Source organism: Pararhizobium sp. LjRoot235, from assembly GCF_964254145.1.
In the GTDB taxonomy this organism is placed as follows: Bacteria; Pseudomonadota; Alphaproteobacteria; order Rhizobiales; family Rhizobiaceae; genus Pararhizobium.
Map to the genome: position 1 here is coordinate 654,613 of NZ_CAXUSP020000002.1, position 21,760 is coordinate 676,372.

Annotated in this window: 16 protein-coding genes and 4 pseudogenes; 8 read left to right on the plus strand and 12 right to left on the minus strand. The window is 58.0% G+C overall.

The features are described 5' to 3' along the window. Window positions 1-143: 143 nt before the first annotated feature. From ACSQ2Z_RS23845 to ACSQ2Z_RS23870, 6 genes and pseudogenes are all read right to left on the minus strand, one after another. Complete coding sequence (locus ACSQ2Z_RS23845; protein ID WP_436083695.1) at window positions 144-1,583, minus strand: HlyD family type I secretion periplasmic adaptor subunit; 1,440 nt, start codon at window positions 1,581-1,583, stop codon at window positions 144-146. 197 nt (window positions 1,584-1,780) lie between these two features. Then, window positions 1,781-2,281 (minus strand): annotated as a pseudogene (locus tag ACSQ2Z_RS23850) (ATP-binding protein); the annotation flags it as partial. A 125-nt stretch (window positions 2,282-2,406) separates the two neighbouring features. Next, window positions 2,407-3,498: an IS5 family transposase gene (locus tag ACSQ2Z_RS23855; RefSeq protein WP_436080166.1), complete on the minus strand. Its 1,092-nt coding sequence runs from the start codon at window positions 3,496-3,498 to the stop codon at window positions 2,407-2,409. Then, window positions 3,425-3,922, minus strand: a complete 498-nt coding sequence (locus ACSQ2Z_RS23860) for a glycosyltransferase (protein WP_436083696.1) — start codon at window positions 3,920-3,922, stop codon at window positions 3,425-3,427. Before ACSQ2Z_RS23860 ends, ACSQ2Z_RS23855 begins: the two co-directional genes overlap by 74 nt. Window positions 3,923-4,554: 632 nt before the next feature. Then, a protein-coding gene (locus tag ACSQ2Z_RS23865; RefSeq protein ID WP_436083264.1) for an IS5 family transposase occupies window positions 4,555-5,318 on the minus strand; the annotation gives its coding sequence in 2 pieces (ribosomal slippage) (window positions 4,555-5,003 and window positions 5,003-5,318; 765 coding nt in all). A 64-nt stretch (window positions 5,319-5,382) separates the two neighbouring features. Further along, window positions 5,383-6,405, minus strand: a complete 1,023-nt coding sequence (locus ACSQ2Z_RS23870; protein ID WP_436083697.1) for a UDP-glucuronic acid decarboxylase family protein — start codon at window positions 6,403-6,405, stop codon at window positions 5,383-5,385. A 265-nt stretch (window positions 6,406-6,670) separates the two neighbouring features. Here ACSQ2Z_RS23870 and ACSQ2Z_RS23875 point away from each other — a divergent pair. The 3 genes and pseudogenes from ACSQ2Z_RS23875 to ACSQ2Z_RS23885 all read left to right on the plus strand — a co-directional run. Continuing rightward, window positions 6,671-6,870 (plus strand): annotated as a pseudogene (locus ACSQ2Z_RS23875) (IS630 family transposase); the annotation flags it as partial. 119 nt (window positions 6,871-6,989) lie between these two features. Further along, window positions 6,990-7,823 (plus strand): IS5 family transposase, encoded by an 834-nt coding sequence (locus ACSQ2Z_RS23880; protein ID WP_436083698.1) that lies wholly within the window; start codon window positions 6,990-6,992, stop codon window positions 7,821-7,823. Window positions 7,824-8,758: 935 nt separating this feature from the next. Then, window positions 8,759-9,547 carry a LuxR C-terminal-related transcriptional regulator gene (locus ACSQ2Z_RS23885; protein WP_436083699.1) on the plus strand — a complete coding sequence of 263 codons (789 nt, stop codon included), beginning with the start codon at window positions 8,759-8,761 and terminating at the stop codon, window positions 9,545-9,547. Window positions 9,548-9,670: 123 nt separating this feature from the next. Here the strand turns inward: ACSQ2Z_RS23885 and ACSQ2Z_RS23890 are convergent, their stop codons facing one another. Both ACSQ2Z_RS23890 and ACSQ2Z_RS23895 read right to left on the minus strand, forming a co-directional pair. Continuing rightward, window positions 9,671-10,015, minus strand: coding sequence for a sugar transferase (locus ACSQ2Z_RS23890; protein ID WP_436083700.1), 345 nt, complete (start codon window positions 10,013-10,015; stop codon window positions 9,671-9,673). Continuing rightward, window positions 9,928-10,353 carry a sugar transferase gene (locus tag ACSQ2Z_RS23895; protein ID WP_436083701.1) on the minus strand — a complete coding sequence of 142 codons (426 nt, stop codon included), beginning with the start codon at window positions 10,351-10,353 and terminating at the stop codon, window positions 9,928-9,930. The genes ACSQ2Z_RS23890 and ACSQ2Z_RS23895 overlap by 88 nt, the downstream gene beginning before the upstream one ends. A 255-nt stretch (window positions 10,354-10,608) precedes the next feature. On the opposite strand from ACSQ2Z_RS23895, the gene ACSQ2Z_RS23900 reads away from it, so the two are divergent. The 4 genes and pseudogenes from ACSQ2Z_RS23900 (at window position 10,609) to ACSQ2Z_RS23915 (ending at window position 13,236) form a co-directional block, all read left to right on the plus strand. Beyond that, on the plus strand, window positions 10,609-11,202 hold the full coding sequence (locus ACSQ2Z_RS23900; RefSeq protein WP_436083702.1) for a hypothetical protein: 594 nt from the start codon (window positions 10,609-10,611) through the stop codon (window positions 11,200-11,202). Further along, the gene (locus ACSQ2Z_RS23905) at window positions 11,199-11,987 is read left to right on the plus strand and encodes a CpsD/CapB family tyrosine-protein kinase (RefSeq protein ID WP_436083703.1); all 789 of its coding nucleotides are present in this window, start codon (window positions 11,199-11,201) and stop codon (window positions 11,985-11,987) included. Before ACSQ2Z_RS23900 ends, ACSQ2Z_RS23905 begins: the two co-directional genes overlap by 4 nt. A 208-nt stretch (window positions 11,988-12,195) precedes the next feature. After that, window positions 12,196-12,655: pseudogene (locus ACSQ2Z_RS23910) on the plus strand (UDP-N-acetylglucosamine 2-epimerase). Next, window positions 12,631-13,236: a UDP-N-acetylglucosamine 2-epimerase gene (locus ACSQ2Z_RS23915; protein WP_436084139.1), complete on the plus strand. Its 606-nt coding sequence runs from the start codon at window positions 12,631-12,633 to the stop codon at window positions 13,234-13,236. Before ACSQ2Z_RS23910 ends, ACSQ2Z_RS23915 begins: the two are co-directional and overlap by 25 nt. Window positions 13,237-13,388: 152 nt before the next feature. Here the strand turns inward: ACSQ2Z_RS23915 and ACSQ2Z_RS23920 are convergent, their stop codons facing one another. Next, complete coding sequence (locus ACSQ2Z_RS23920; protein ID WP_436083704.1) at window positions 13,389-15,317, minus strand: calcium-binding protein; 1,929 nt, start codon at window positions 15,315-15,317, stop codon at window positions 13,389-13,391. A gap of 902 nt (window positions 15,318-16,219) precedes the next feature. On the opposite strand from ACSQ2Z_RS23920, the gene glmS reads away from it, so the two are divergent. After that, window positions 16,220-18,043, plus strand: a complete 1,824-nt coding sequence (gene glmS, locus ACSQ2Z_RS23925) for a glutamine--fructose-6-phosphate transaminase (isomerizing) (protein ID WP_436083705.1) — start codon at window positions 16,220-16,222, stop codon at window positions 18,041-18,043. Window positions 18,044-18,151: 108 nt separating this feature from the next. Here the strand turns inward: glmS and ACSQ2Z_RS23930 are convergent. The 3 genes and pseudogenes from ACSQ2Z_RS23930 to ACSQ2Z_RS23940 all read right to left on the minus strand — a co-directional run. After that, window positions 18,152-18,517, minus strand: a pseudogene (locus ACSQ2Z_RS23930) (transposase); the annotation flags it as partial. Window positions 18,518-18,608: 91 nt separating this feature from the next. Further along, window positions 18,609-19,922, minus strand: coding sequence for an HlyD family type I secretion periplasmic adaptor subunit (locus tag ACSQ2Z_RS23935; protein ID WP_436083706.1), 1,314 nt, complete (start codon window positions 19,920-19,922; stop codon window positions 18,609-18,611). A gap of 28 nt (window positions 19,923-19,950) precedes the next feature. Beyond that, window positions 19,951-21,702: a type I secretion system permease/ATPase gene (locus ACSQ2Z_RS23940; protein ID WP_436084140.1), complete on the minus strand. Its 1,752-nt coding sequence runs from the start codon at window positions 21,700-21,702 to the stop codon at window positions 19,951-19,953. Between the last annotated feature and the right edge of the window lie 58 nt (window positions 21,703-21,760).

Below are 21,760 nucleotides of genomic sequence, written 5' to 3' on the forward strand. Positions count from 1 at the left end.
CGACGGGATCAAAGATGCACCACAGCGCGTGCTCGGTGTGATAACGCAGGTTAAGGTGCGAGAGCACGCCTTCTATCACCGATAAGCTTCACCATCGATGCGATCCGATGATTTCTGGTCCTGTGGACGGAGCGGATAATTTCCTATTCCCGGAAAGCGCGCCTAATCTGATCTGTGAGTGGTTTCACTAGGTAGGAGATGACCGTGCGATCAGCAGTAAGCAAGAACGCTTCTACCGGCATGCCGGGCTTGAGGCTTTCCGGTTTGAAGGAGCCACGCTGACCTTTGTCGAGCTTGATTCTCACGCTGTAGAAGGACAACCCATTTCGCTCGTCTTCGACGAGGTCCGGTGAAACGGTTAGTACATGTCCCCCGATTTCGGGCGTGATCTGCTGATTGAAGGCCGACAGACGCAGGTGGACTGGCTGGCCGGGCTGGACTTGGTCGATGTCTTGAGGCGCGATGCGCGCTTCCACCGCCAACTTGTCGGCAATGGGGACGATTTTCATGATCGGCTCGCCCGCGGCAACAACGCCTCCTACCGTGTGGATCGCAAGTTGATGTACGCGTCCGGCCTGAGGCGCACGAATGTCGGTTTGCCTCAGAAGCTGATCTGCGGCGATCTTTCGTTCTTCCAACCCCGCGATTTGGGCCTCCGTATCGCGAAGTTCTTTTGCGACGTCGCTGCGCCAATTCTCCTGAATCTGAATGACGGCTATTTCGGTTTCGCTAATCTTGCCCTTGGCCTCGGCGATCGCAGCGATCAGCTGGCCGCGGCCTCCCAGGAGCTGCGCTTCCTGGCGCTCCAACTCCAGCAGTCGTGAGTGCTGGACAAGCTTTTTCTCCCACAGGACTTTCACGCTGCTGAGTTCGTCGCGGACCAGACCAAGCTCCCGCTCCTTAGCCTCCCGTTGAGACTCGAGTCCCGCTATCTCCTTTGTGAGCTGGCCAATCCGCTCCCTGCGTTGCCCGATCTCTGCTTGATAGGCCGCGCGGCGCAGTGCGAACAGTTTCCGTTCCCCTTGGAGGACCCGCGCCACGTGCGCGGCGGAGGAGCGACTCACAATATCCTGGGGAAAGAGGAGCGCTTCAGCACCTTCGCGCTCTGCAGTCAGGCGCGCTTGTCGGGCCGAGAGTTCGTCCAGGCTCTTAGTAATGACGGCAAGGTTGGCGCGAGTGACCGTGTCATCGAGGCGAACCAAGATATCACCTGCCTTAACCTCGTCGCCATCACGCACGTTGATTGCGCCCACAACGCCGCCGCTTAGATGTTGCACCGCCTTCACGTTGGATTCAACCGCAATATGGCCCGGGGCGATCACGGCACCTGACAGCCCCGTCGTCGCGGCCCATGCGCCAAGCCCGCCAAACAGCAGTGCCACGATCGCCGCGCCGAGGACGATGTGCCTGCGCAGGGAGATATCGTTCTGCGTGGGCGCGGATACACCCTTCGCAGGAGCGTAGGCCGCAGGCAATGTCGGCCGATCAATTCTGCCCTTAGCACTTGCTGTCAAATGGCTTTTGTCCGTAGTCAACAGATTCGCGACGCCATGCGCGCGCTGAGCCCAGTCGCGAATACTCATCATCCGGACGCCCTTTCCCCCGCTGGAATCGCTCGAATTGATCTCTCGTGCGTATTCCGATGAAGCCGGCCACCGATTCCGATTTGAAGCCGGCCAGTCATTCCGATTTCATTCCGGCCACCATTCCGATTTGAAGGCGGCCATTTCTCGGACTGATCCTGGGTCTGGTTGATTTTTGGATCGGGTTTTGTTTCAGGTCAAGCGTGCGGTATTTCAGGCGCTATCGGCGAGCGCTGTTTTCGCATGCTTTCACCGGTGAGATCGATGCGATAGGCACTGTGAACGAGGCGATCCAGTATGGCATCGGCGAGCGTTGGGTTTGCGATAATTTCCCACCAGCGATCCAGGGGCACCTGACTGGTGACGATCGTCGAGCGACGCTCGTAGCGGTCTTCGATGATCTCGAGGAGATCGCGGCGCTGATCATCGTTGAGTTTTTCCGGTCCCCAGTCGTCGAGGATAAGCAGATCAGTCTTGGCGAGGGATTTGAGGATCCTGCCGTATCGCCCGTCACCCCTTGCAAGCGCGAGCGTGGCGAACAGCCGGGGAACCCGGTGGTATGCGACAGAGAAATCCTCGCGGCAGGCTTTGTGGCCGAGTGCGCAGGCAAGCCAACTTTTGCCGACACCGGCTGGCCCGGTGACGAGGAGACTATGATGCTTGCGGATCCAGTCGCAGCCAGCAAGCGCCATGAACAGATTGGAGACCTCGAATTACCGCTGAATTGGTGATCGGCGGCACGGCCTGATGGCTGTTGGCGGCTTTTGCCTCCGATTTCAGGTTGGATTTCGTGGTGTCACTGCCCCTTTCGGGGCGGCGTGCATCATGCGGTGACGCGTCGTCCTTCGTGGAAGACATAGCGGAGCATGTTGTAGGCGATATTGGCCATGCCGATCTTTACCGTCGCCCTGCTGACACCAATGGTTCGAATGAAGAGCTTCATCTTGTCCTTTTGCCTTGCGAACACATGTTCGACGGCGGAGCGCACTTTCGAGCGGCGGCCATTGGCCCGCGACATCGCTTCCGGCATCGGTTTGCCCTTCGGCTTCCTTTGATGGATATCCGACTTCAGGCCATTGTCCTTCAGCCATTCCTCATTGGTCTTCGAACGATAGGCGCTGTCGGCCCAGACCGTCGATGCCGTGTTGTCCTTGGTCACAACGTTTCTGAGTTGAGCGCCGTCATGAGCAGACGCACTCGTCACCGTCCATCCGCGGATGAAGCCGTGCGCCCGGTCGATGCCCGCATGGTTCTTGTAGCCGAACATCGGAATGGCGATGTCGTGCTGCCGGGTCGCTGTTGATGTCGGCGTTTCTGTCGGTTGCTTCGCCTTGGAATACTTCATCGTCCAACGGGCGTCACGATCCTTCTGTGCGAGCTTGGCGGGCTTGTCCTTCCAGCCCTCGGGGATCTCGCCCGCCTTGATCGCCGCTTTCTCGTCCTGGCTATTGTGCTGCTTGGGAGCCTGAATGATCGTCGCGTCAACGATCTGACCGCCCTTGGCCAGATAGCCGGACCGCGACAGATGTTTGTCGAAACGGGCGAACAGATTATCGATGGCACCGGCCCGCACCAGGCTTTCCCGAAACAGCCAGATCGTCTTGGCGTCGGGCACCTTCTCGGACAAGGACAGGCCCAGGAACCGCATGAATGACAACCGGTCCTGGATGACGAACTCTGCCTGGTCGTCGGAGAGATTGTAGAGCGCCTGCAGCACCAGGATCTTGAACATCAAAACCGACGGGAAAGCAGGTCGACCGCCCTTCGATCCGTCGGATCGCTTCAGTGCCTTCGCCAAACGCTTCTCGAACACAGCCCAGGGGATAATCGCGTTGAGCTTCTCAAGCGGATCTCCTACCGCACTCAAGCGCTCGTAACGCTCGTCCAGATCCCAAAAGCCAGGCTGTCCCCGCATCATCCGCTCCCTGCAAATCACACTGCCGGAGTGAATCACGAATTCCGCAAAAAGGGGAGGTTTTTAGAGGTGTCCATTTAACAGCCGGCAGAGACGTTGCAACCGCAGGTCGGCCCGCCGCCAAATACTCTATCGTTTTCATCGGGAAACTAGAACGATTAAATTCGCTCTGCGTATACGGAGTGAGACCGACGTCGATGGCTCTTAGATAACCAGTCATACTTTCAAATGGTTTCGGACCCAGATATCTGACGTTAGATCTTGCCGTCAGGCTTTCGAGTGAAAAAGACGGTTTTCGTGACCCGACAAGCAGTAACGAGACGCCGCGATCCGCCGTGGCCTCCAACAACGCGAGATCTATCCTTTCGGACAAGTGTCCAAAAACACCCGCAATTGGTCGCGGCAGGTCGACACCGGCGGCCAAGCTTCCACATCAACATCACGGAATCGCTCCGTGTCGCACCCGTTAGGGATCAAAACCGGAGTATGTCCCAACTTGGCCCAACGCGCCCGCAATTCTTCGGTTACGACGACTACGGTATCTGCGTTTCGTGCCTGAGCCGCCTCTTGCGCCTTGAGATAATCCCTCGAGAGGCCCATCAATTCCGCGCCGTCTACGAAATTGTCCGTTGCGTAGAGAATTGACCGATCCGCAGGTATCGAGCCGAATAGATTTTCGTGATTGGCGACAATGAACGCCTTTGCTCTATGTTGGCCGAGAGCAGTCACTGCACGTCGGATCCATCCTTTCACAAGAGCAAGTGACACGTTTCTCATCAGCTTCCGTGAAGCTCCGGGCAGCGTGATCGGTGATAGAACTGCAATTCCTGGCTGGACAAAGCGGAGGCCGGATACTCGCTTGCCTGCACGTAGCGCGGATGTCGACGGGTCGACATAAAGAATGGGGAACCGCGAAGCAATTCGCGTCGCAATATGCCTCTCCGCCGGATACCAGCCGGTGTCCCATGCGGTACCAGCACAAAAGACGACCAATCCGGCCCAAGAGGATGGATTTGGGCCGATATCAGACCGACTCACGCCTTCTAGGGCGTCGACTCATAAACTCTGACACCAGATCCTTGTCGCGACGATTTTGACGGCGGCAAGGTAGTTTTCTGGGCGCTTGTCGTAACGTGTGGCGATGCCTCGAAACTGTTTGATCTTGTTGAAGAATCTTTCCACGAGATTCCGTTGCCTGTAAACCCAGCGCGAGAATGAGAAGGAGCCCTTGCGGTTTGCTTTCGGCGGGATGTTGGCCCAGGCTTTGCGCGCAGCCGCTTTGGCTCTGATGGCGTTACTATCATAACCCTTATCTGCAAGCAGGATGTCACCTTCGCGGAGGCCTTCCGTCAGCGCATCGGCTTCAGTGCAATCGGCAATTTGCCCGCCGGTCAGGCGGAGCGTTACTGGCCGACCTTCGGCATCGACGAGCGCGTGGATTTTACTCGTAAGCCCGCCGCGGGAACGTCCCATGCCACCATCGTCTCGATCCCCCTTTTTCCCGTGGCCGCGTGCTGGTGAACGCGGACACAGGTCGAGTCGATCATGACGATGTCGCCATCATAAGCTTCTGAAACAGCTTCAAGAAGCCGATCCCAGACACCGGCCTTTCGCCAGCGGACGAAGCGGTTATAGCAGGTGGTTGGTGGACCGTAACGTTCAGGGACTTCCGCCCACGGCGAGCCTGTTCGGAACCGCCAAAGGATGCCATTCAGGACCCGCCGGTCGTCAACACGAGGAACGCCGCGCGGCTTGTTGGGAAGCAGTGGCGAAATAATCGACCATTCATGGTCCGTGAGTTCGTAGCGGCGGCGTGTCATCAAAGCTCCTCATTTGGAAGCCTTGAATCACGCGGCGCGCGCAACGCCAAGTAAATTAATGGGTTTACGGCCTAGCAAAAACATCCCTACTCGGTTCCTTCAGGTCAGAGGCGAGTGCATCTCTAAAATACTTGATAGTCTCAGCGAGACCGTCGGAAACCGAGACGTGCGGCTTCCACCCCAGAATTTGTTTCGCCACCTGAATATCTGGACGCCGTTGTTTAGGATCGTCCTGTGGCAAAGGCATGGTGACGATTGTCGACTTGCTTCCGGTCAGCTGAACAATCAACTCCGCAAGCTGCCGCATGGTGAATTCCTCCGGGTTTCCAACGTTAATCGGACCGGTTATATCCTCCGGTGTCGCCATGAGCCGAAGCATAGCGTCAATCAAATCATCAACATAGCAAAATGAACGTGTTTGCAACCCGTCCCCGTACACAGTAATGGGCAGTCCTTTTAGTGCTTGCACGATGAAATTCGACACTACACGACCGTCGTCCAGTCGCATACGCGGACCATAGGTGTTAAAAATGCGCATGACTTTTATAGGAAGTTTGTGCTGGCGCCAGTAGTCAAAGAAAAGAGTTTCGGCGCACCGTTTTCCCTCATCGTAGCAAGCGCGAGGGCCGATTGGATTAACTGAGCCCCAATACGTCTCGGGTTGCGGATGGATTGAAGGATCGCCGTACACCTCGCTCGTGGAGGCCTGAAGAATTCTACACTTCCGGCGCTTTGCTAAACCAAGCATGTTTATAGCGCCGTGGACGCTAACTTTCGTTGTCTGGACTGGATCGTACTGATAGTGCACGGGCGAGGCGGGACAGGCAAGATTGAATATAGCGTCTATTTCGATATAAAGTGGGAATGTAATATCATGCCTAAGTATCTCAAAGTATGGATTGCTTAGAAGATGCGCTATGTTGCGGCGTTGCCCCGTATAGAAATTATCAACCGCAATTACGTCCGCTCCTAGCTCGAGTAATTTTTCACAAAGATGCGATCCTAGAAATCCTGCACCTCCAGTTACAAGTACTCTTCGTCCTGAATACCGAAATTCTAACTCGTCGCTTAGGTCTAAACTGGCCACTGTAATACCCCTGCAGGACTGCCTGAACAGCAACAACAATATGTTTCCATTATACTGTGTTTTCGTTGGTCGGATTCATGCCGACGCCGCCCGCATTCTTATGGTCTCTAAATCTAGCGAAAAGGCTAGAAGTATGAAATGCCCACAAAAGGCGTAGAACACCTATATCGTAGTGACATGGGCGGCATGTGGCATCGTGCTGTAGTGCGTAAACCATATCGTGGGCGCTCACAAAACCACACTGGTCAGTCATAGCTGACACACGCGTCTGCCCCATTATCATATCCACTTCACCCCCATGTCGGCGTTCGCGATCGACCAGGTCCAACGTTAGCTTGTCGAACTGACCCGCAAGTCCGCTGCGACGTGGTTCGCACAATTCGGTCGGCCAGCTTGAGGCCGATACTCGCGCCTTCGTTGAACGCCATTACCAGGAGCCACCGGCCCTGCAAATGGACCAAGACGCTTCTGCCAAAAACCTAGCAGACATCATGCGGCGAACTTTAGAGCCTGACCGAAAATGAGTTGAGTGAAATCAGCCAGTTGTGATTCTGTTTGTTTGCTTAGGACGAACGGAGACCACAATGGGCTGGACTGATTTCACCCGTCGGCAATATGCCCGACGCGCAATGCGGTATGCAAGCGATCTGACGGACCGGGAATGGGGATTGATCTCGCCTTGCCTGCCTGGACCGAGGCGGTTGGGCAGGCCGCGCAGCACCGATCTTCGCGAGGTCGTGAATGCGTTGCTTTACATTGCCACGACGGGGTGCCAGTGGCGGATGATGCCCAGGGATTTTCCGCCTTTTACCACTGTGCAGTCCTATTTCTACGAATGGCGAGCGACAGGGTTATGGGGTCGGATCAACCATCATCTTGTGATGGAGGCGCGTGAATTGGAAGGCCGGGAAGCCTCGCCGTCTGCGGGCGTGATCGACAGTCAAAGCGTGAAAACCACGGAAAGCGGCGGAATTTCGGGCTATGACGCGGGCAAGAAGATCAAGGGACGCAAGCGTCATATCGTCGTCGACACGCTCGGACTGATGGTTGGGCTCATGGTTCACAGCGCCAATATTCAGAATCGCGACGGCGCGCCTGCCGTCCTCAAAACCATTCACAAGCGCTGGCCGTGGCTGAGACATATCTTCGCCGACGGTGGTTATGCCGGACCGAAGCTTAAGGGCGCACTGCAAAAGATCGCTGCGTTCACTCTCCAGATCGTCAAGCGGACCGACAAGGCCAAGGGCTTTGAGGTTCTGCCTCGTCGCTGGGTCGTGGAGCGCACCTTCGCATGGCTTGGCAGATGCCGACGATTGGCGAAGGATTGGGAAAAGTCCGTCGCATCAGCCGAGGCCTGGATCACTATCGCCCACATCCGGGTCCTGACACGACGCTTGGCAAGGTACGGATATTGTTGAAACCTTTTCGAGTCAGGCTCTTAGATTTGTAGACGGAAAAGAGGTTGTAGATGGCGTCGAGGAGAACTGCCGGCGATCCGTTGTTTTGTCGCGGCTTCGCCCGGCCTACGCCTTGTCAGGACCCGGCTGTACGCCATTTGGAGTAGAAATGCACGGGGCGATAAATATCAGGATGCGAGGATAACGACATCGACGCCTGGTAGATGTATTAAATAGATCATGGCCACAACAGAAGAATGTAGAGATCGAAAAGACGTTTTTAACATTATTCATTTTTCAAACGATATATTTGTAGACTTACTCTGCGAACGTTGAGTTGCGTCACTCTGTATGATTGATGGAGGCGGTCGAGTTTGTTCTGCGTAATACTGCGACAACCCTTCATCAGGGGCAATACAGGGTGACAATACTTGTGCTCCGGCGACGAGAAGATCGGAAACGTGTTCTTGTCGCCGGCGGCGCAGGATCGCGTCTTTGCGAGCAACTTCTTGGCGCGGGCATCAAGTCAGATTGCCGGCCGGGTCGAAGGGTAATTTCAAGGGCTCGAACGTGGCTGAAGCGGATCGCATTATCATCAATCGGCGGGTTCTGGCCATTCGCGACGTGTGAAATGTTTGCGACAACCCCCGGGAAGGGCAGCAATCGGATCCCCCAAAAAGATAGGGGGTATTCTTAGGGATAATCTCTTACCTCAATTAGGTGAGAGGACAATTTATTCTTCAAAAACAACGCGTTCACAAAAAATACTCTAACGCTAGGCAATCTCGTAAGGATCGGTTAATATAAGCAAATACGCATAGAACTCTTCGTTTATTGATCATGTATAAAAAAGGCTCGGGGCCTGCAATAAAAACTGGGGCTAGCGCATGCGCTTTGTGACGTCTCGATTTGAATCGGGACAAGTAAGCATGTGTCTTTAAGGGAGTAAGTTACCGATGAACTCGCTGATGATGACGAATGGCAAGGCGGCACATAACAGCCTTTTCCACACAACAGCCGTCGACCCATCCCATACGTTGAACGATAACGAGCACGATGCGCTCCCGCGCGGGCGTTCGCTTCTAATCATCGACGATCGCGCGCTTGATCGCCAATGCCTTGCCTATTGCATTTCTGCCCACAAGATGGACATGGACGTCCTGGCATTCGGCTCGATGAGTGAATGGGAGCGCAAGCGCCACGACTACCCGCCGCTGGCCGCAATTCTATTGAACGTAGGCGGCAAAAAAATCGCCGAACCAGCCGTTGGCGAGGAAATCCGGAGGCTTTCCTCCACGTTGGAGGCGCCGATTATCGTGCTGGCCGACACCGATGAACTCTCGCAGATAATGAAGGCGCTCGAATGCGGAGCCAAGGGCTATATTCCATCCTCGGTCAGCATTGACGTCTGTATCGAGGCAATAGCGCTTTCAATGGCAGGGGGCATCTTCGTACCGGCCAGTAGCGTATTGGCAATGCGCCAGGCGATTGAATCAGGCAGTCCTGCTGCACGCCCCTTGGCCGGCATGTTCACGGAACGGCAGGCTGAAGTGGTTGAGGCGCTGAGACGCGGGAAAGCCAATAAGATCATCGCCTACGAACTGAATCTGCGGGAAAGCACCGTAAAGGTTCACATCCGGAACATCATGAAGAAGGTCAAGGCGACCAACAGAACCGAAGTGGCCTACAAGATTAAAGATCTCTTCCCACTGTCGGTTGAAGGTGCGAATGGAAGTGAGCATTAAGGGCAACATCCAGCGGCGTGAAATCTGATCAGTCGGCTTCGACCGGGACTTTCGAAGTTGACGCGCGGTTTGTGGGACAACCTCGGCAAAGCAACCAGCGACAGATGGTTGCTTTGCTTTTTGTTAGATGCCGGTTCCTTTCAGCACGACAGCGGGCGTCCTCATCAATATCCACAAATCGGTGCTGAAGGACATGGTGCCGGAATACCGCGCGTCATGCAGCGCTCGCTCTGTGAATGTGCAGCCGTTGCGCTCGCTGATCTGCCAAAGCCCAGTCAACCCGGGACGCAAATCGAAGTAGGCGGTGCCTGGATAGTGTTGCCGCTGCTCGGGAAGCATTGGGCGCGGACCAACAAGGCTCATGTCCCCAACAAGTACGTTCAATAATTGCGGGAGCTCATCGATAGAGTATTTGCGCAGATATTTACCCAGCCTAGTGATGCGTGGATCATTTCTGAGCTTCTGCATCGTCTCCCATTCTGCACCCTTGCCGAGGGATCGGCGGCTAGATGTGCTCGCAGCCGCTGCTCGGCGTCGGGGGCCATGGTGCGAAGCTTCCATAGATTGAATATCCTTCCTCCCTTGCCGACGCGCGGCTGGCAGTAGAAGGCCTTGCCGCCATCCATGCGGATCAGCAACGCAAATATCCCGACAATCGTGAGTGCAAATGGCGCTGCCAACACCGTCATAGCGATATCAAACGTGCGCTTTGCCGCGAAATAAAGAAATCGCGACTTGATCGTCTGTCGATCTGGAATGCGCTGCGGGACAAGCCGCAAAGAGTATTGTAGCTCTCCCTTCGACATAAATCCTCCAACAGTATGATTTTGGTAAGAACAATCGGGCTGACCTGACACAAAAGTTTAATAATAAATCCGCGCCAGGAGGGTCGTATCCGTTCTCGTATTTGATCTTTTGATCCGGAAGCCCTTGATTAATCGAATATTAATCATATTGAAATTAAACTTCCTGGGCAGAAATCAGCGGCAACGCACTGACCGGGCTGGAAGCACGTTGCAGTTTTTCGATCAGGAAAGACGTCGGTCGCCCGGCGCATAGAAATGTTGACCCACTCGATAACTGCAACACCGGCAAGTGAGGTCGTTCTGAATTCGCTCGAGCGGAACCGGGAAAACGTTCAAACGCAGTATAATGCCGCCATCGCAAGGCGGGCGGAAGCCTTGACCGGCGAACAGATAGAGATGCGTTCGGATGGCGGACGCTTCTCGCTTCTCGAGGCTGCCACTCCACCTGCCCGCCCGATCAGCCCCAAACGAAACCGAATAATCGGCCTCGGCGCCGTAGCAGGAATCGGACTGGGATTGGCGTTCGTCGTTTTGCTCGAAGTGCTCAATAAAACGATCCGCAGGCCCGTGGAGTTGGAGCGGCTGCTTCAATCGCAACCATTGGCCATAATTCCGAACATCGGAACCCCTGACAAGCTCCAACCTGTCAAATCCAGGCGCCGCATGGCGGCAATGCTTGCCACTGGGGTGATCCCGATTTCCTTCATTGTGTCCAACCCCATCGCCATACCGTCAAATGCTCCTGTTCAGGAGATGCTCTCCGGCGTCGGACAGATAGGTCCAATGTATCATTTCAACATGGCCAAGTGCGAACGGTGTTTGTCATCAGGATCAGAGTTTAAATCATGAAACAGGTTCCGACCCCATTGCATGAGACCCGGCGTTTTCAGACCACGGACCGGCTCACGGAGCAGGCAATTCAGGCCTGCACGCGGCTTGGACGTGAAATCGCCTGGGAAAACTTGCCGGCGTTTGCCCTCGATTCCGAGAGGATCCTTCAGAGCCGTATCGTCACCATAGACCGCACTGATCCCGCGCACGCCCCGTTTGACATGCTGCGGACGAGAGTGTTGCAGAACCTGCGGCAAAACAACTGGACCTCTGTTGCGATCACATCGCCGACACCCGCTTGCGGAAAATCGCTCGTCGCGCTTAATCTGGCATTCAGCCTTGCCCACCAGACGGATTGCCGCACACTGCTGATCGATCTCAATCTAAAACGACCGGCGATCGGCGAGATGCTTGGCGTCAAAGCACCAGCGTCGATGGAGGCGTTTTTGAGGGGCGGCGCTGCCACGCACAATCTTTTCCTGCGCTATGGCGACAATTTGGCGATTGGCACGAACTATCAGCCCGTGCAGTTTTCAGCGGAATTGCTCCAGTCCCTGGAAGCGGCAAGGATATTGCAGGAACTGCAACTGAAGCTGGAACCGGACGTGATCCTGTTCGACATGCCCTCCGTTCTTTCCAGCGACGACGTGACGGCTTTTCTGCCAAATGTGGACTGCGCCATCCTGGTCGCGGCGGCTGAACGCAGCACCTTCGACGAAGTGGATGACTGCGAGCGGTACCTGTCGGAGCGAACCAAGGTGCTTGGCGCCGTGTTGAACAGGTGCGGGCACACCAACCAGTGACGTCCCGTTTTTGACGGCGAAATGCAACCCGACGACCTCTCGATCCGATGATCTGTCAACACTGGATCAAAAGGAGATTGTCATGCGTAAGATACTGATTGTCTATGGCACACGCCCGGAGGCGGTCAAGATGGCGCCGTTGATCAGCGAACTCGCTCGTTCAAGCCATTGCAGGCCCATCGTCGCTGTTACGGGTCAGCACCGCGAAATGCTTGACCAGGTCAACCGATTGTTCGGTATCCAGCCCAGCCATGATCTCAATATTATCACGCAATCACAAAGCCTCGAAAGTGTTACCACCCGCGTCCTCGCTGGAGTTTCGACCGTCATCGAGACTGAAGCACCGGATGCGCTTTTGGTCCAAGGCGACACAACAAGCTGCTTTGCCGCTGCATTGGCCGCGTTCTACCGGAAAACTCCACTGATCCACCTCGAGGCGGGACTGAGAACCGGCGATCGCCACAATCCCTTTCCCGAAGAAATCAACCGTCGCCCTGGCGCCGACCCGGACCTCGAAGCTCAATCTCCTGAATGACGGCATCGATGAACGCGATATCGTCGTCACCGGCAACACAGTCATTGATGCCCTGTTGCAGGTGTCGGGCCGCGACACGAGCCGAACGAAAATCCCGACCTTGAACGGATCAGGGGCAGGCGGAGCGTTCTAATAACAGCACATCGCCGTGAATCCTGGGGCGAGCCGATGGCGCAGACCGCTCGGGCCATTGCGCGGCTTGCGAGGATATTTCCGGAGATTGCCTTTCTCCTTCCAGCCCATCTTAATCCCGCGGTGCGCGAGGTTCTGCTTCCTCCGCTTGCCGGGCTCGAAAATGTGCTGATCACGCAGCCGCTCGATTATGGTGACTTCGTCAAAGCCATGCGCGACTGCTCGATCGTGCTCACCGATAGCGGCGGCGTACAGGAAGAAGCTCCCACCTTTGGCAAGCCGGTCCTTGTCATGCGCGAAACGACCGAGCGTCCGGAAGCGGTCGCCGCCGGTACCGTGCGGCTGGTCGGCACGAGCGAGGATCGTATCGTTGGCGAAGTGACAAACCTTCTGACGGATCGGCAAGCCTATCAGGAAATGGCCCGCGCCGTAAACCCATACGGCGATGGACAAGCCGCGATGCGGTCCGTTCGGGCCATCGAACATTTTTTCGCTTTGGGAGACCGGCCGATCGAGTTCGACGCGGGGTTGGATCCCGTTTGCGAAGCAGCGGCGCGCCCGGCACGCGTTGTGGCCGCATAGCAGAGCTGTTCTGATCTTTCCGGCACGAAACCGCGCTCGTCTCATGACCAAACCGGTGTTCTGAAAGCCAAAGGCGACTGATCGGTCGCCTTTGGCTTATCGCGGGTCATTACATGCAGGGATATGAGGCCGCACGAGGCGGCCTCATCACGTTACAGGACGAAGTAGTCCTTCGACATCGTGACCGCGTCATCCAGATGGATGGCGAAATCGGCATTCCTGTCACCATTGGTGTCACCATAAACATAGGTGTCGGAGGCCTGCTTGACGTAACGCAGCTCGCCGGCCTTGCCAGTGAAGGCAGCAGTACCGAGGTAGGTAAACGCTTGATCGCCGGACGCTGCCGAATTGGCATCGATGTCCGCAAGATCAATCTTGTCGCCGCCGGTGCCCGAGAAATCGAAGATCGTATCCCGGCCCGTCAAAGCAGACGTGCTGTCAGCCGCCGCTTTGAAGACGAACCTATCGGCACCCGAGCCGCCCACCAGATCATCCGCGCCGAGACCACCATAAAGCGCGTCGTTACCGCCAGCCCCCTTCAGGACATCATTACCGGCGCCGCCCGAAAGCGTATTGGCACCTGCGTTGCCATCGAGCTTGTCGGCAAAACTCGAGCCGCACAGGTTCTCGATCGAAACATAAGCGTCGCCTTTGGCGTCGCCGGTATTGTTCGCAGCATTGCCAAGGCTTGCTGTAACGCCGGCCTGAGCGCCAAGATAGGAGGCGGTATCAGAACCTGCTCCGCCGTCGAGCTTGTCGGCACCGGCGCCGCCGTTCAGGACATTGTTGCCGGAGTCACCTTGCAAGGTGTCGCCGTAGCTGGAACCGAGCAGTTTCTCGATACCGGTGAACTTGTCGCCCGTGGCATGGCCCCCGGAAGCAGTGCCTGCCCCAAGGCTGACCTTCACGGCAGCCGATGATCCGGAATAGCTTGCTGCGTCGATACCTGCGCCGCCATCAAGAGTGTCTGCGCCGGCACCGCCCTTGAGCAGATCGCTGCCGCCGAGGCCGTTGTAGGTCTCGTTGCCCGCATTGGTTTTTCCGGTGAGAGGCAAAGTGTCATCGCCTTCGGTGCCGGTGTAAACAGTCGGTGACGTGCCAGTATCGGTACCCGTACCGGTATCGGTGACCGTGACCGTGTCGGTGCCAGTACCGGTAGCCGTGCCTGTGTCGGTGGTCGTAGGCTGCTCGGTGGCAGGTGAATCGGGGGTAATGCCTTCTTCACCGCTGTGTCGCTCGATCCACTCGGTTTTGGCCTCCTGCCAATAGTCGCGCGCCGCCTGGCCCTGCAGGACCGTCCACCCTTCGGGAGGCATCGGGTAGTCGTCCGGGAGCGGTGTGTCCGACAGATTCAGGAAGACGTTGCCTCTGGACTCGACGGTGTTGTTCCAAGCGTCTTGCATGCTGCGGTAGCTGTGGTGCTCAACGTCCTCGATGGCAAAGACCGTGTTAATGAAGCGCAGGTTCGGTGTGAGCTCGCCGTCCGTGGCAGAGTCGGTCTTGATCATCGAGGAGTGCGTCATCTCACCCTCGTAAAGGAAAGATTGCATCCGCATCAGCACGCCGTCAAGCGTGACAGTGTTGTTATGGCCGTCGACAGGGCTTGACGACGATGGGTCTACGCTGATGCCACCGAACACCCCGTCGAAAAGGCTGTCACGGATAGTGCCCGTCTGGAGGCGGTCGTTCTCGACCGCGTCGTCGCGGGCGTTGGTGACCCAGACGTCCTCGATGAGGAAGTTAGGGCTGTCCCAAGATACGCGGACAGCGTCCCACGTATTCGTGATATGCCAGTCGCGGATCACGACGCCTGGCGTGCCCTCTGTCCTGATGCCAGCCGAGTTGCCGTCGTTGTAGACGTCACGCCAATCACCGGTCATGTCGACTTTGCCGTTGATCGTGCCGCCATCAAGTATCGCACCCGGTGAGTCGTAGACCATAAAGGGGTACGGGCTGCCGTCGCTCCCATCGTTGTCTTGTGTCCAGGATGCATTTTCGGCATCGATCAGAGTTCCCGCGGCAAGGCCGGAAGCCTTGTAAGGTTTGGAGCCGTAGTCTCCGGTCAGCGTAATTGTAGTCACTATGAAAGTTCTCCAGTTTCCCTATTTCCCCAGGAGTGAGTGGGGAGGCAATACACGGCTGTGATTTGCAGCCGCCCAATTCGTATATTAGCGGAGTATGGCTAACCTGCGGCGTTTCCGATCACCTTGGTCGCACTCGCGGGATCATGACGCACGACGCACCTCCCGGGTCCGGCGCAAAGGCATGATAGTGCACGACGTTCGCCTTCGGTTCGGTGGCCAGCGGTGCATCCACGACCGGCGCAGCGGCCGGCAATTCGGCGAAGCGCTCGCCGTCGCTGTTTGGGCACGAGCCCCAATCAGGCCACAATTCTCGACCTTTGCGGAATGTCGCCATAGGGAAAGCCTCGATCACCATCGCCGTGATCGGTCACATTCCAGGCATGGACATCAATTGGGCTGCGTTCTCGGAGTGCTTCCCACTCCGACTTGAGCGCCTTTTCCAATCTGGCAATCCGGGAAGAGAGCGGCTCGATCGGTTCAAGGTAAATGCGTCGGTCTCCACGGCGTCGTCATCCTCGATGATCTGCTTCAGCGAAGCCAGGTTCGTCGGCGCGACTTCCAGTTTTGCACCGACCGATAGAGACACAACAGGCCCGCCAAGGCCGTGCCACTTGCTTCGGACCGCGGTCAGAAAGTCAAGTAACCCATGTGGCTGCGGCAATAGCCCTAACAGGCAAATTGAAGCGTGCCGGCCAGGAGAACACAATGCCATAGGCTTGAGTTGATGTTGCTCGCACTGGTCATCGGGGTCGGAATGACAGCTCTGGTGGATGCCCTGCGGGTGCAGTTTTGGATCCTGCTACCGGACAGCGGTCCGCGGATGACCGCTGACCCTCGTATGTCGGTCGCAGCTTCCGAGTTCGTCGAAAACTAGCAATGGAAGGCTTAAGGCAAGTAAAATGTGCGGGATCGTCGGGATTGTCGGGCACTCGCCCGTTGCGCCACTTATCGTGGACGCTCTCAAGCGGCTGGAATATCGCGGCTACGATTCTGCCGGTGTCGCCACTGTTGAGGGCGGGCAGCTCGCCCGCCGACGTGCGGAAGGCAAACTGGTCAACCTCGAGCGCCGGTTGCAGGCCGAACCACTGGGCGGCACGATCGGCATCGGGCACACGCGCTGGGCCACGCACGGCGTCCCGAACGAGACCAATGCCCATCCGCATTTTTCCAGGGATGTGGCGATTGTCCACAATGGCATCATCGAGAATTTCGCGGAACTGCGCGCGGAACTGATCGCAGATGGTTTCGAATTCGCTTCGGAAACCGATACCGAAGTTGTCGCCCATCTGATCTCGCGCGAACTGGCGCGCGGCACGAAACCGGTCGGGGCCGCACACAATGCATTGAAGCGGCTCGAGGGCGCCTTCGCGCTGGCAATCATGTTCCGTGGAGACGAGGATCTGATCATCGGGGCGCGCAACGGGCCCCCGCTTGCGGTGGGCCACGGCGAAGGCGAGATGTATCTGGGCTCCGACGCCATCGCGCTCGCGCCCTTCACCGATTCTATCACCTATCTGGAGGATGGAGACTGGGCGGTCGTGCAGCGTGGCGGCTTGCAGATATTCGACATCAGCGGCACGCCGGTCGAACGTAAGCGGCAGCGGTCGATCGGCTCCTCCTTCCTGGTCGACAAGGGCAATTACCGGCATTTCATGGAGAAGGAAATCCATGAACAGCCGGAGGTGATCTCGCATACCCTTGCGCATTATCTCGACTTCGCCCAGGGAAAGGCCAAGCCGGTCGATCTGCCATTCGATTTCGCGAAGCTCGACCGTATGGCGGTTTCGGCCTGCGGCACCGCTTATCTTGCCGGCCTGATCGGGAAATACTGGTTCGAACGCCTGGGGCGGTTGCCGATCGATATCGATATCGCATCCGAGTTCCGCTATCGGGAAATGCCGCTGTCGAAGTCGAGTGCAGCCCTGTTCATCTCGCAGTCCGGCGAGACTGCCGACACGTTGGCAGCGCTACGCTATTGCCGCAGCGCCGGCATTCCGATCAGCGCAATCGTCAATGTCCGTGAATCGACGATCGCGCGCGAATCTGACTGCATTTTCCCGACGCTTGCCGGGCCGGAGATCGGCGTCGCCTCGACCAAGGCCTTTACCTGCCAGCTTTCAGTGCTTGCAGCGCTCGCGGTACGTGCGGCCGCAGTGCGGGGGACCATCGGCGGGGAAAACGAAAAGCGGCTCATCCGCCAGTTGTCGGAAGCGCCGCGTTTCGCCAGCCAGGTGCTCAAGCTCGGAGAGCAGATCGAGAAGGTCGCGCGCGAACTCACGCAGGTGCGGCATGTGCTGTATCTGGGGCGCGACACCAATTATCCGCTCGCCATGGAAGGCGCGCTCAAGCTCAAGGAGATCTCATATATCCACGGCGAAGGCTATGCCGCGGGCGAACTGAAACACGGCCCCATCGCGTTGGTCGATGAAACCATGCCTGTCATTGTCATCGCGCCGCATGACCGGATTTTCGAGAAGACTGTCTCCAACATGCAGGAGGTCGCAGCCCGCGGCGGCAGGATCATTCTGATCACCGACCGGAAGGGGGCCACGCAGGCAAGCCTGAAGACGATGGAAACGATCATCCTGCCAGACATGCCGGAGATCATAGCGCCGATCATCTACGCCCTGCCGATCCAAATGCTGGCCTATCATACCGCCGTGCACATGGGCACCGACGTTGATCAGCCGCGCAATCTGGCAAAATCCGTCACAGTGGAATAGCTCTCGCGCAGGACCGAGAGCCGGTGGGCGGGGCTGCTTATCGGACGCGCTCATATGGAATACGATGCCACCAGGCACGCAGTGCAATGCGTATCCAGCCGCTCCAAGATAGACCTGCTCGATGGGATTGAGGTCCGGGCTGTAGGGCGGCAGGAAGAAGAGGCGTGCCTCCTTGACGGCGCGGCGCACGGCTTATCCCTTGTGGCTGCCGAGATTGATTACGATGTCGCCCTTGGCGAGCGTGGGCACGAGGACTTTCTGGACATAGAGGGTGAAGAACTCGCCGTTGATCGGCCCGTCGACGACCCAAGGCGCATCGATACGGTCGCAGCGCAAAGCAGCGATGAAGGTCATGGCTTTCCAGTGGCCGTGCGGGACCGGTGCAGCGAACCGCCGGCCGCGCGGCGCCCAGCCCCGCAGTGGCGCCATATTCGTCTTGATGGTTTCATCGAGAAAGACCAGCCGACAGGCTTCGGAGCCGAGGGGATAGCTTCGTTGGCATCATTGGCAAAATCCTCCTTCAAATGACTTCTGAAACAGGATCCGGCGCGACAAACCGCTTAATCTACTGGTCCCGGAAAGCCCGCATCATCTGATCCGTCAACGGCTTCATCAGATACGAGAGCACCTTGCGCTCACCGGTCTGGATGAAAACCTCGACCGGCATGCCGGGAACGAGCGCTATCTGGCCGAGTCTCTGCAATCCCTCCGGACCCGGGGTGATGCGCACCACGTAATAACTCTCGTTGGTGCGCTGATCCCGCGTGATGTCGGCGGCGACCCTGGAGACCACTCCGATAAGCTCAGGCGTGCTGCGCAGATTGAAGGCGGTGAACCGAAGCAGGGCTGCTTGGCCAACCAGAAGCTGGTCGATGTCTTGCGGAGCCACCTTTGCCTCGACCGTGAGGGCGTCAGCATCAGGGACAATCAGCATGATCGGTTCCCCGGCACCAATGACACCGCCGACGGTGTGCACAATCGACTGATGAACGGTACCGCTCGCAGGAGCACGAATATTGATGCGCGCCAGCTGATCTTCGGCCGTGACGTTTCGCTCCTCGAACTCGGCTATCTTGGCGTCGACCTCGCGCAATTCGCGTCCCGTCTCGCTCGAGAATTCCTTATCCAGTTGCAGGACCTGGAGCTCCACTTCCGCGATCGCTCCCTTTGTCTGCGCAATGCTCGAAACAAGCTGGGCCCGTTCGCCTTCGATCCGCGTAGCTTCGCGTTCATAAGCCGTCAGCTTGGATATCGGCACCAGCTTCTGTTCAAAGAGGCTGCGAATCCCGTCGAGCTCATTGTTGACCAGCTCGATCTCCCTAGCCTTGGCCACTTCCTGGGCCGAATGGCCTTCGATCTGCTTGCGGTACTGTTCCATCCTTTCGTGAAGTCGTGCCTTGTTGCCGGATCGCGCGATCCGGCGAAGTTCGAACAGTCGCTTTTCGCCGGCAACCAGCGCCGCCACCTCGGGAACGCCCATCCGGCTCACAAGCAATGGAGCGAGCGTCATCTCTTCGCCGCCATCGCGCTCGGCCTCGAGACGGGATTTGCGGGCGTAAAGCTCGTCCAGGCTCTTGGTCACGAACGCGAGATTGGCACGGGGAACAACGTCGCTAAGCCGGACCACAACATCGCCGGCATTTACGTGGTTGCCGTCACGCACGAAGATCTCGCCGACGATACCTCCGGTGGAGTGTTGCACCTTCTTCTCATTATCCTCGACGACCACCGCGCCATGCGCGATGACCGCGCCCGAAATGTCCACGGTTGCGGCCCAGCCGCCGACGATGCCGGCGAGCAGGGTGATGAACGTCACCCCTCCCATGAGATTGCGTCGAATGGACCGCCGGTTGCAGTGCGTCGACCGAATATCTGCCATCTTTGCGCCTGCCTCTTCTCGAGCGCTGTCAATTCGGCCGTTTCGGCGAGATCGAAACGGGCTTCGGGTTGGCGTTGTTGGCCGGCTGCAATGGCAAGAGTTTTGCCAGGACCCGTTCTCGCGGCCCGATCATGTGCATCTGTCCTTCCTTCATCGCCAGAACGAAGTCCAACTCAGAGAGGATGTTCGGTCGATGCGTCACGATCACGACAATCCCGGCGCGGGCCTTGACCCCCCGGATCGCCTCGGCAAGCGCCATTTCGCCTTCAACGTCGAGATTGGAATTCGGCTCGTCGAGGACAACGAGGAACGGGTTCCCGTGGAGCGCGCGCGCGAGCGCCACACGCTGACGCTGTCCCGCCGACAAAGCGGCGCCGCCTTCCCCGATCTGGGTCTCGTAACCGTTGGGCAGGCTGACGATCAGATCATGGACGCCCGCCGCTCGGGCGGCGGCAACGACGACGCCAGGGTCCGGGTACGGGTCGAAGCGGGCAATATTGTCCGCCACCGTCCCCGCAAAAAGCTCGACATCCTGGGGCAGATAGCCCACGTGTCTGCCGAGTTGTTCCGATGGCCACTGATCGAGCGCCGCGCCATCCAGCTTTACCCGCCCCGCCAGGGGCCGCCATGCGCCGACCAGCGCGCGAACGAGGCTCGACTTGCCGGAGCCGCTTGGTCCTATGACGCCGATCCCCGAGCCGGCATCCAGATTGAACTCGATGCCCTGGACAACAACCCGCTGCGTCCCTGGCGCGCCGATCACGAGCCGGTCCACGGTCAAGCTCGATCTCGGTGCCGGAAGCGCCATTGGCTGCACGTCCTGGGGCAGGCGGGCGAGCAGTTGCCCGAGCCTGCGCCAGCTCTGGCGTGCACCCACGAAATTGCGCCAATGGGTGATGGCAAGGTCGATGGGGGCAAGCGCCCTGCCCACCAGGATCGAACCTGCAATGATGATCCCGGCGGTCGCCTCGCCATGGATCACGAGCCAGGCACCTACGCCTAGCATTGCGGACTGCAGCATCAGCCGCAATGCGCGCGAAGCGCTACCCAGGCCGCCCGTGACATCGCTGACACGCTGCTGCTGGGCGAGGCACTGGCGACTTGCGTCCCGCCATTGGTCATGGAGGCGCCTCCCCATCCCCATCGCCGCGAGGACCTCCGCATTGCGGCGACTCGCCTCGGCGAGGATATTGCGGCGGGCGCCCGTCAAGACCGCCGCGCTCGCTGGCCTGCGCGTGAGTATCTCGGTGGTCGCTGTGAGGAGAACCAGTATGATTGCGCCGCAAATGGCGGTTATCCCGAGAACCGGATGGAAACTCCAGATGATTGCCAGATAGAAGGGGAGCCACGGCAGTTCGAAGAACGCATTGGGTCCCGGCCCCGAGAGAAAGGAGCGGATGCTGTCGATATCGCGCTGCGGCTGCAGCCCGTCGCCCTGATAGCCGACCAAGAGGGGCAGCCTGGTTATCGCGGTGAAAACACGTCCGGAGACCGCCTCGTCCAGTTCGGTGCCGATGCGGGCCATGATGCGACCACGCACGAGGTCGATGATGGCCTGCCCGACGAAGAGAATGCCGGCCAGTATTGCCAGGCCGACCAGCGTCGGAACGCTGCGGCTCGGCAACACGCGGTCATAAACCTGCAGCATAAAAAGCGCACCGTTCAGCATGAGGATGTTGCTCACGCCACTGAACGCCGCAACACCGGCGAGCGCTCCCTTGCAGGAGCCAAGCGCGCTGGCCAGTTCCGAGCCCGCTGCCGGCTTACCGGCAAGGGAAATGGGCCGCGCAGCCGCCGATGGCTGTGGCGAGGGTCCCGTCCGCTTCCGCCGTGCCGGC

Bases quoted from the DNA above. Each gene is read 5' to 3' on its own strand.
- ACSQ2Z_RS23845 (WP_436083695.1), bottom strand. From the start codon at position 1,583: ATGAGTATTCGCGACTGGGCTCAGCGCGCGCATGGCGTCGCGAATCTG.
- ACSQ2Z_RS23855 (WP_436080166.1), bottom strand. From the start codon at position 3,498: ATGCGGGGACAGCCTGGCTTTTGGGATCTGGACGAGCGTTACGAGCGC.
- ACSQ2Z_RS23880 (WP_436083698.1), top strand. From the start codon at position 6,990: ATGGGCTGGACTGATTTCACCCGTCGGCAATATGCCCGACGCGCAATG.
- ACSQ2Z_RS23885 (WP_436083699.1), top strand. From the start codon at position 8,759: ATGAACTCGCTGATGATGACGAATGGCAAGGCGGCACATAACAGCCTT.
- ACSQ2Z_RS23890 (WP_436083700.1), bottom strand. From the start codon at position 10,015: ATGCAGAAGCTCAGAAATGATCCACGCATCACTAGGCTGGGTAAATAT.
- ACSQ2Z_RS23895 (WP_436083701.1), bottom strand. From the start codon at position 10,353: ATGTCGAAGGGAGAGCTACAATACTCTTTGCGGCTTGTCCCGCAGCGC.
- ACSQ2Z_RS23900 (WP_436083702.1), top strand. From the start codon at position 10,609: ATGTTGACCCACTCGATAACTGCAACACCGGCAAGTGAGGTCGTTCTG.
- ACSQ2Z_RS23905 (WP_436083703.1), top strand. From the start codon at position 11,199: ATGAAACAGGTTCCGACCCCATTGCATGAGACCCGGCGTTTTCAGACC.
- glmS (WP_436083705.1), top strand. From the start codon at position 16,220: ATGTGCGGGATCGTCGGGATTGTCGGGCACTCGCCCGTTGCGCCACTT.
- ACSQ2Z_RS23935 (WP_436083706.1), bottom strand. From the start codon at position 19,922: ATGGCAGATATTCGGTCGACGCACTGCAACCGGCGGTCCATTCGACGC.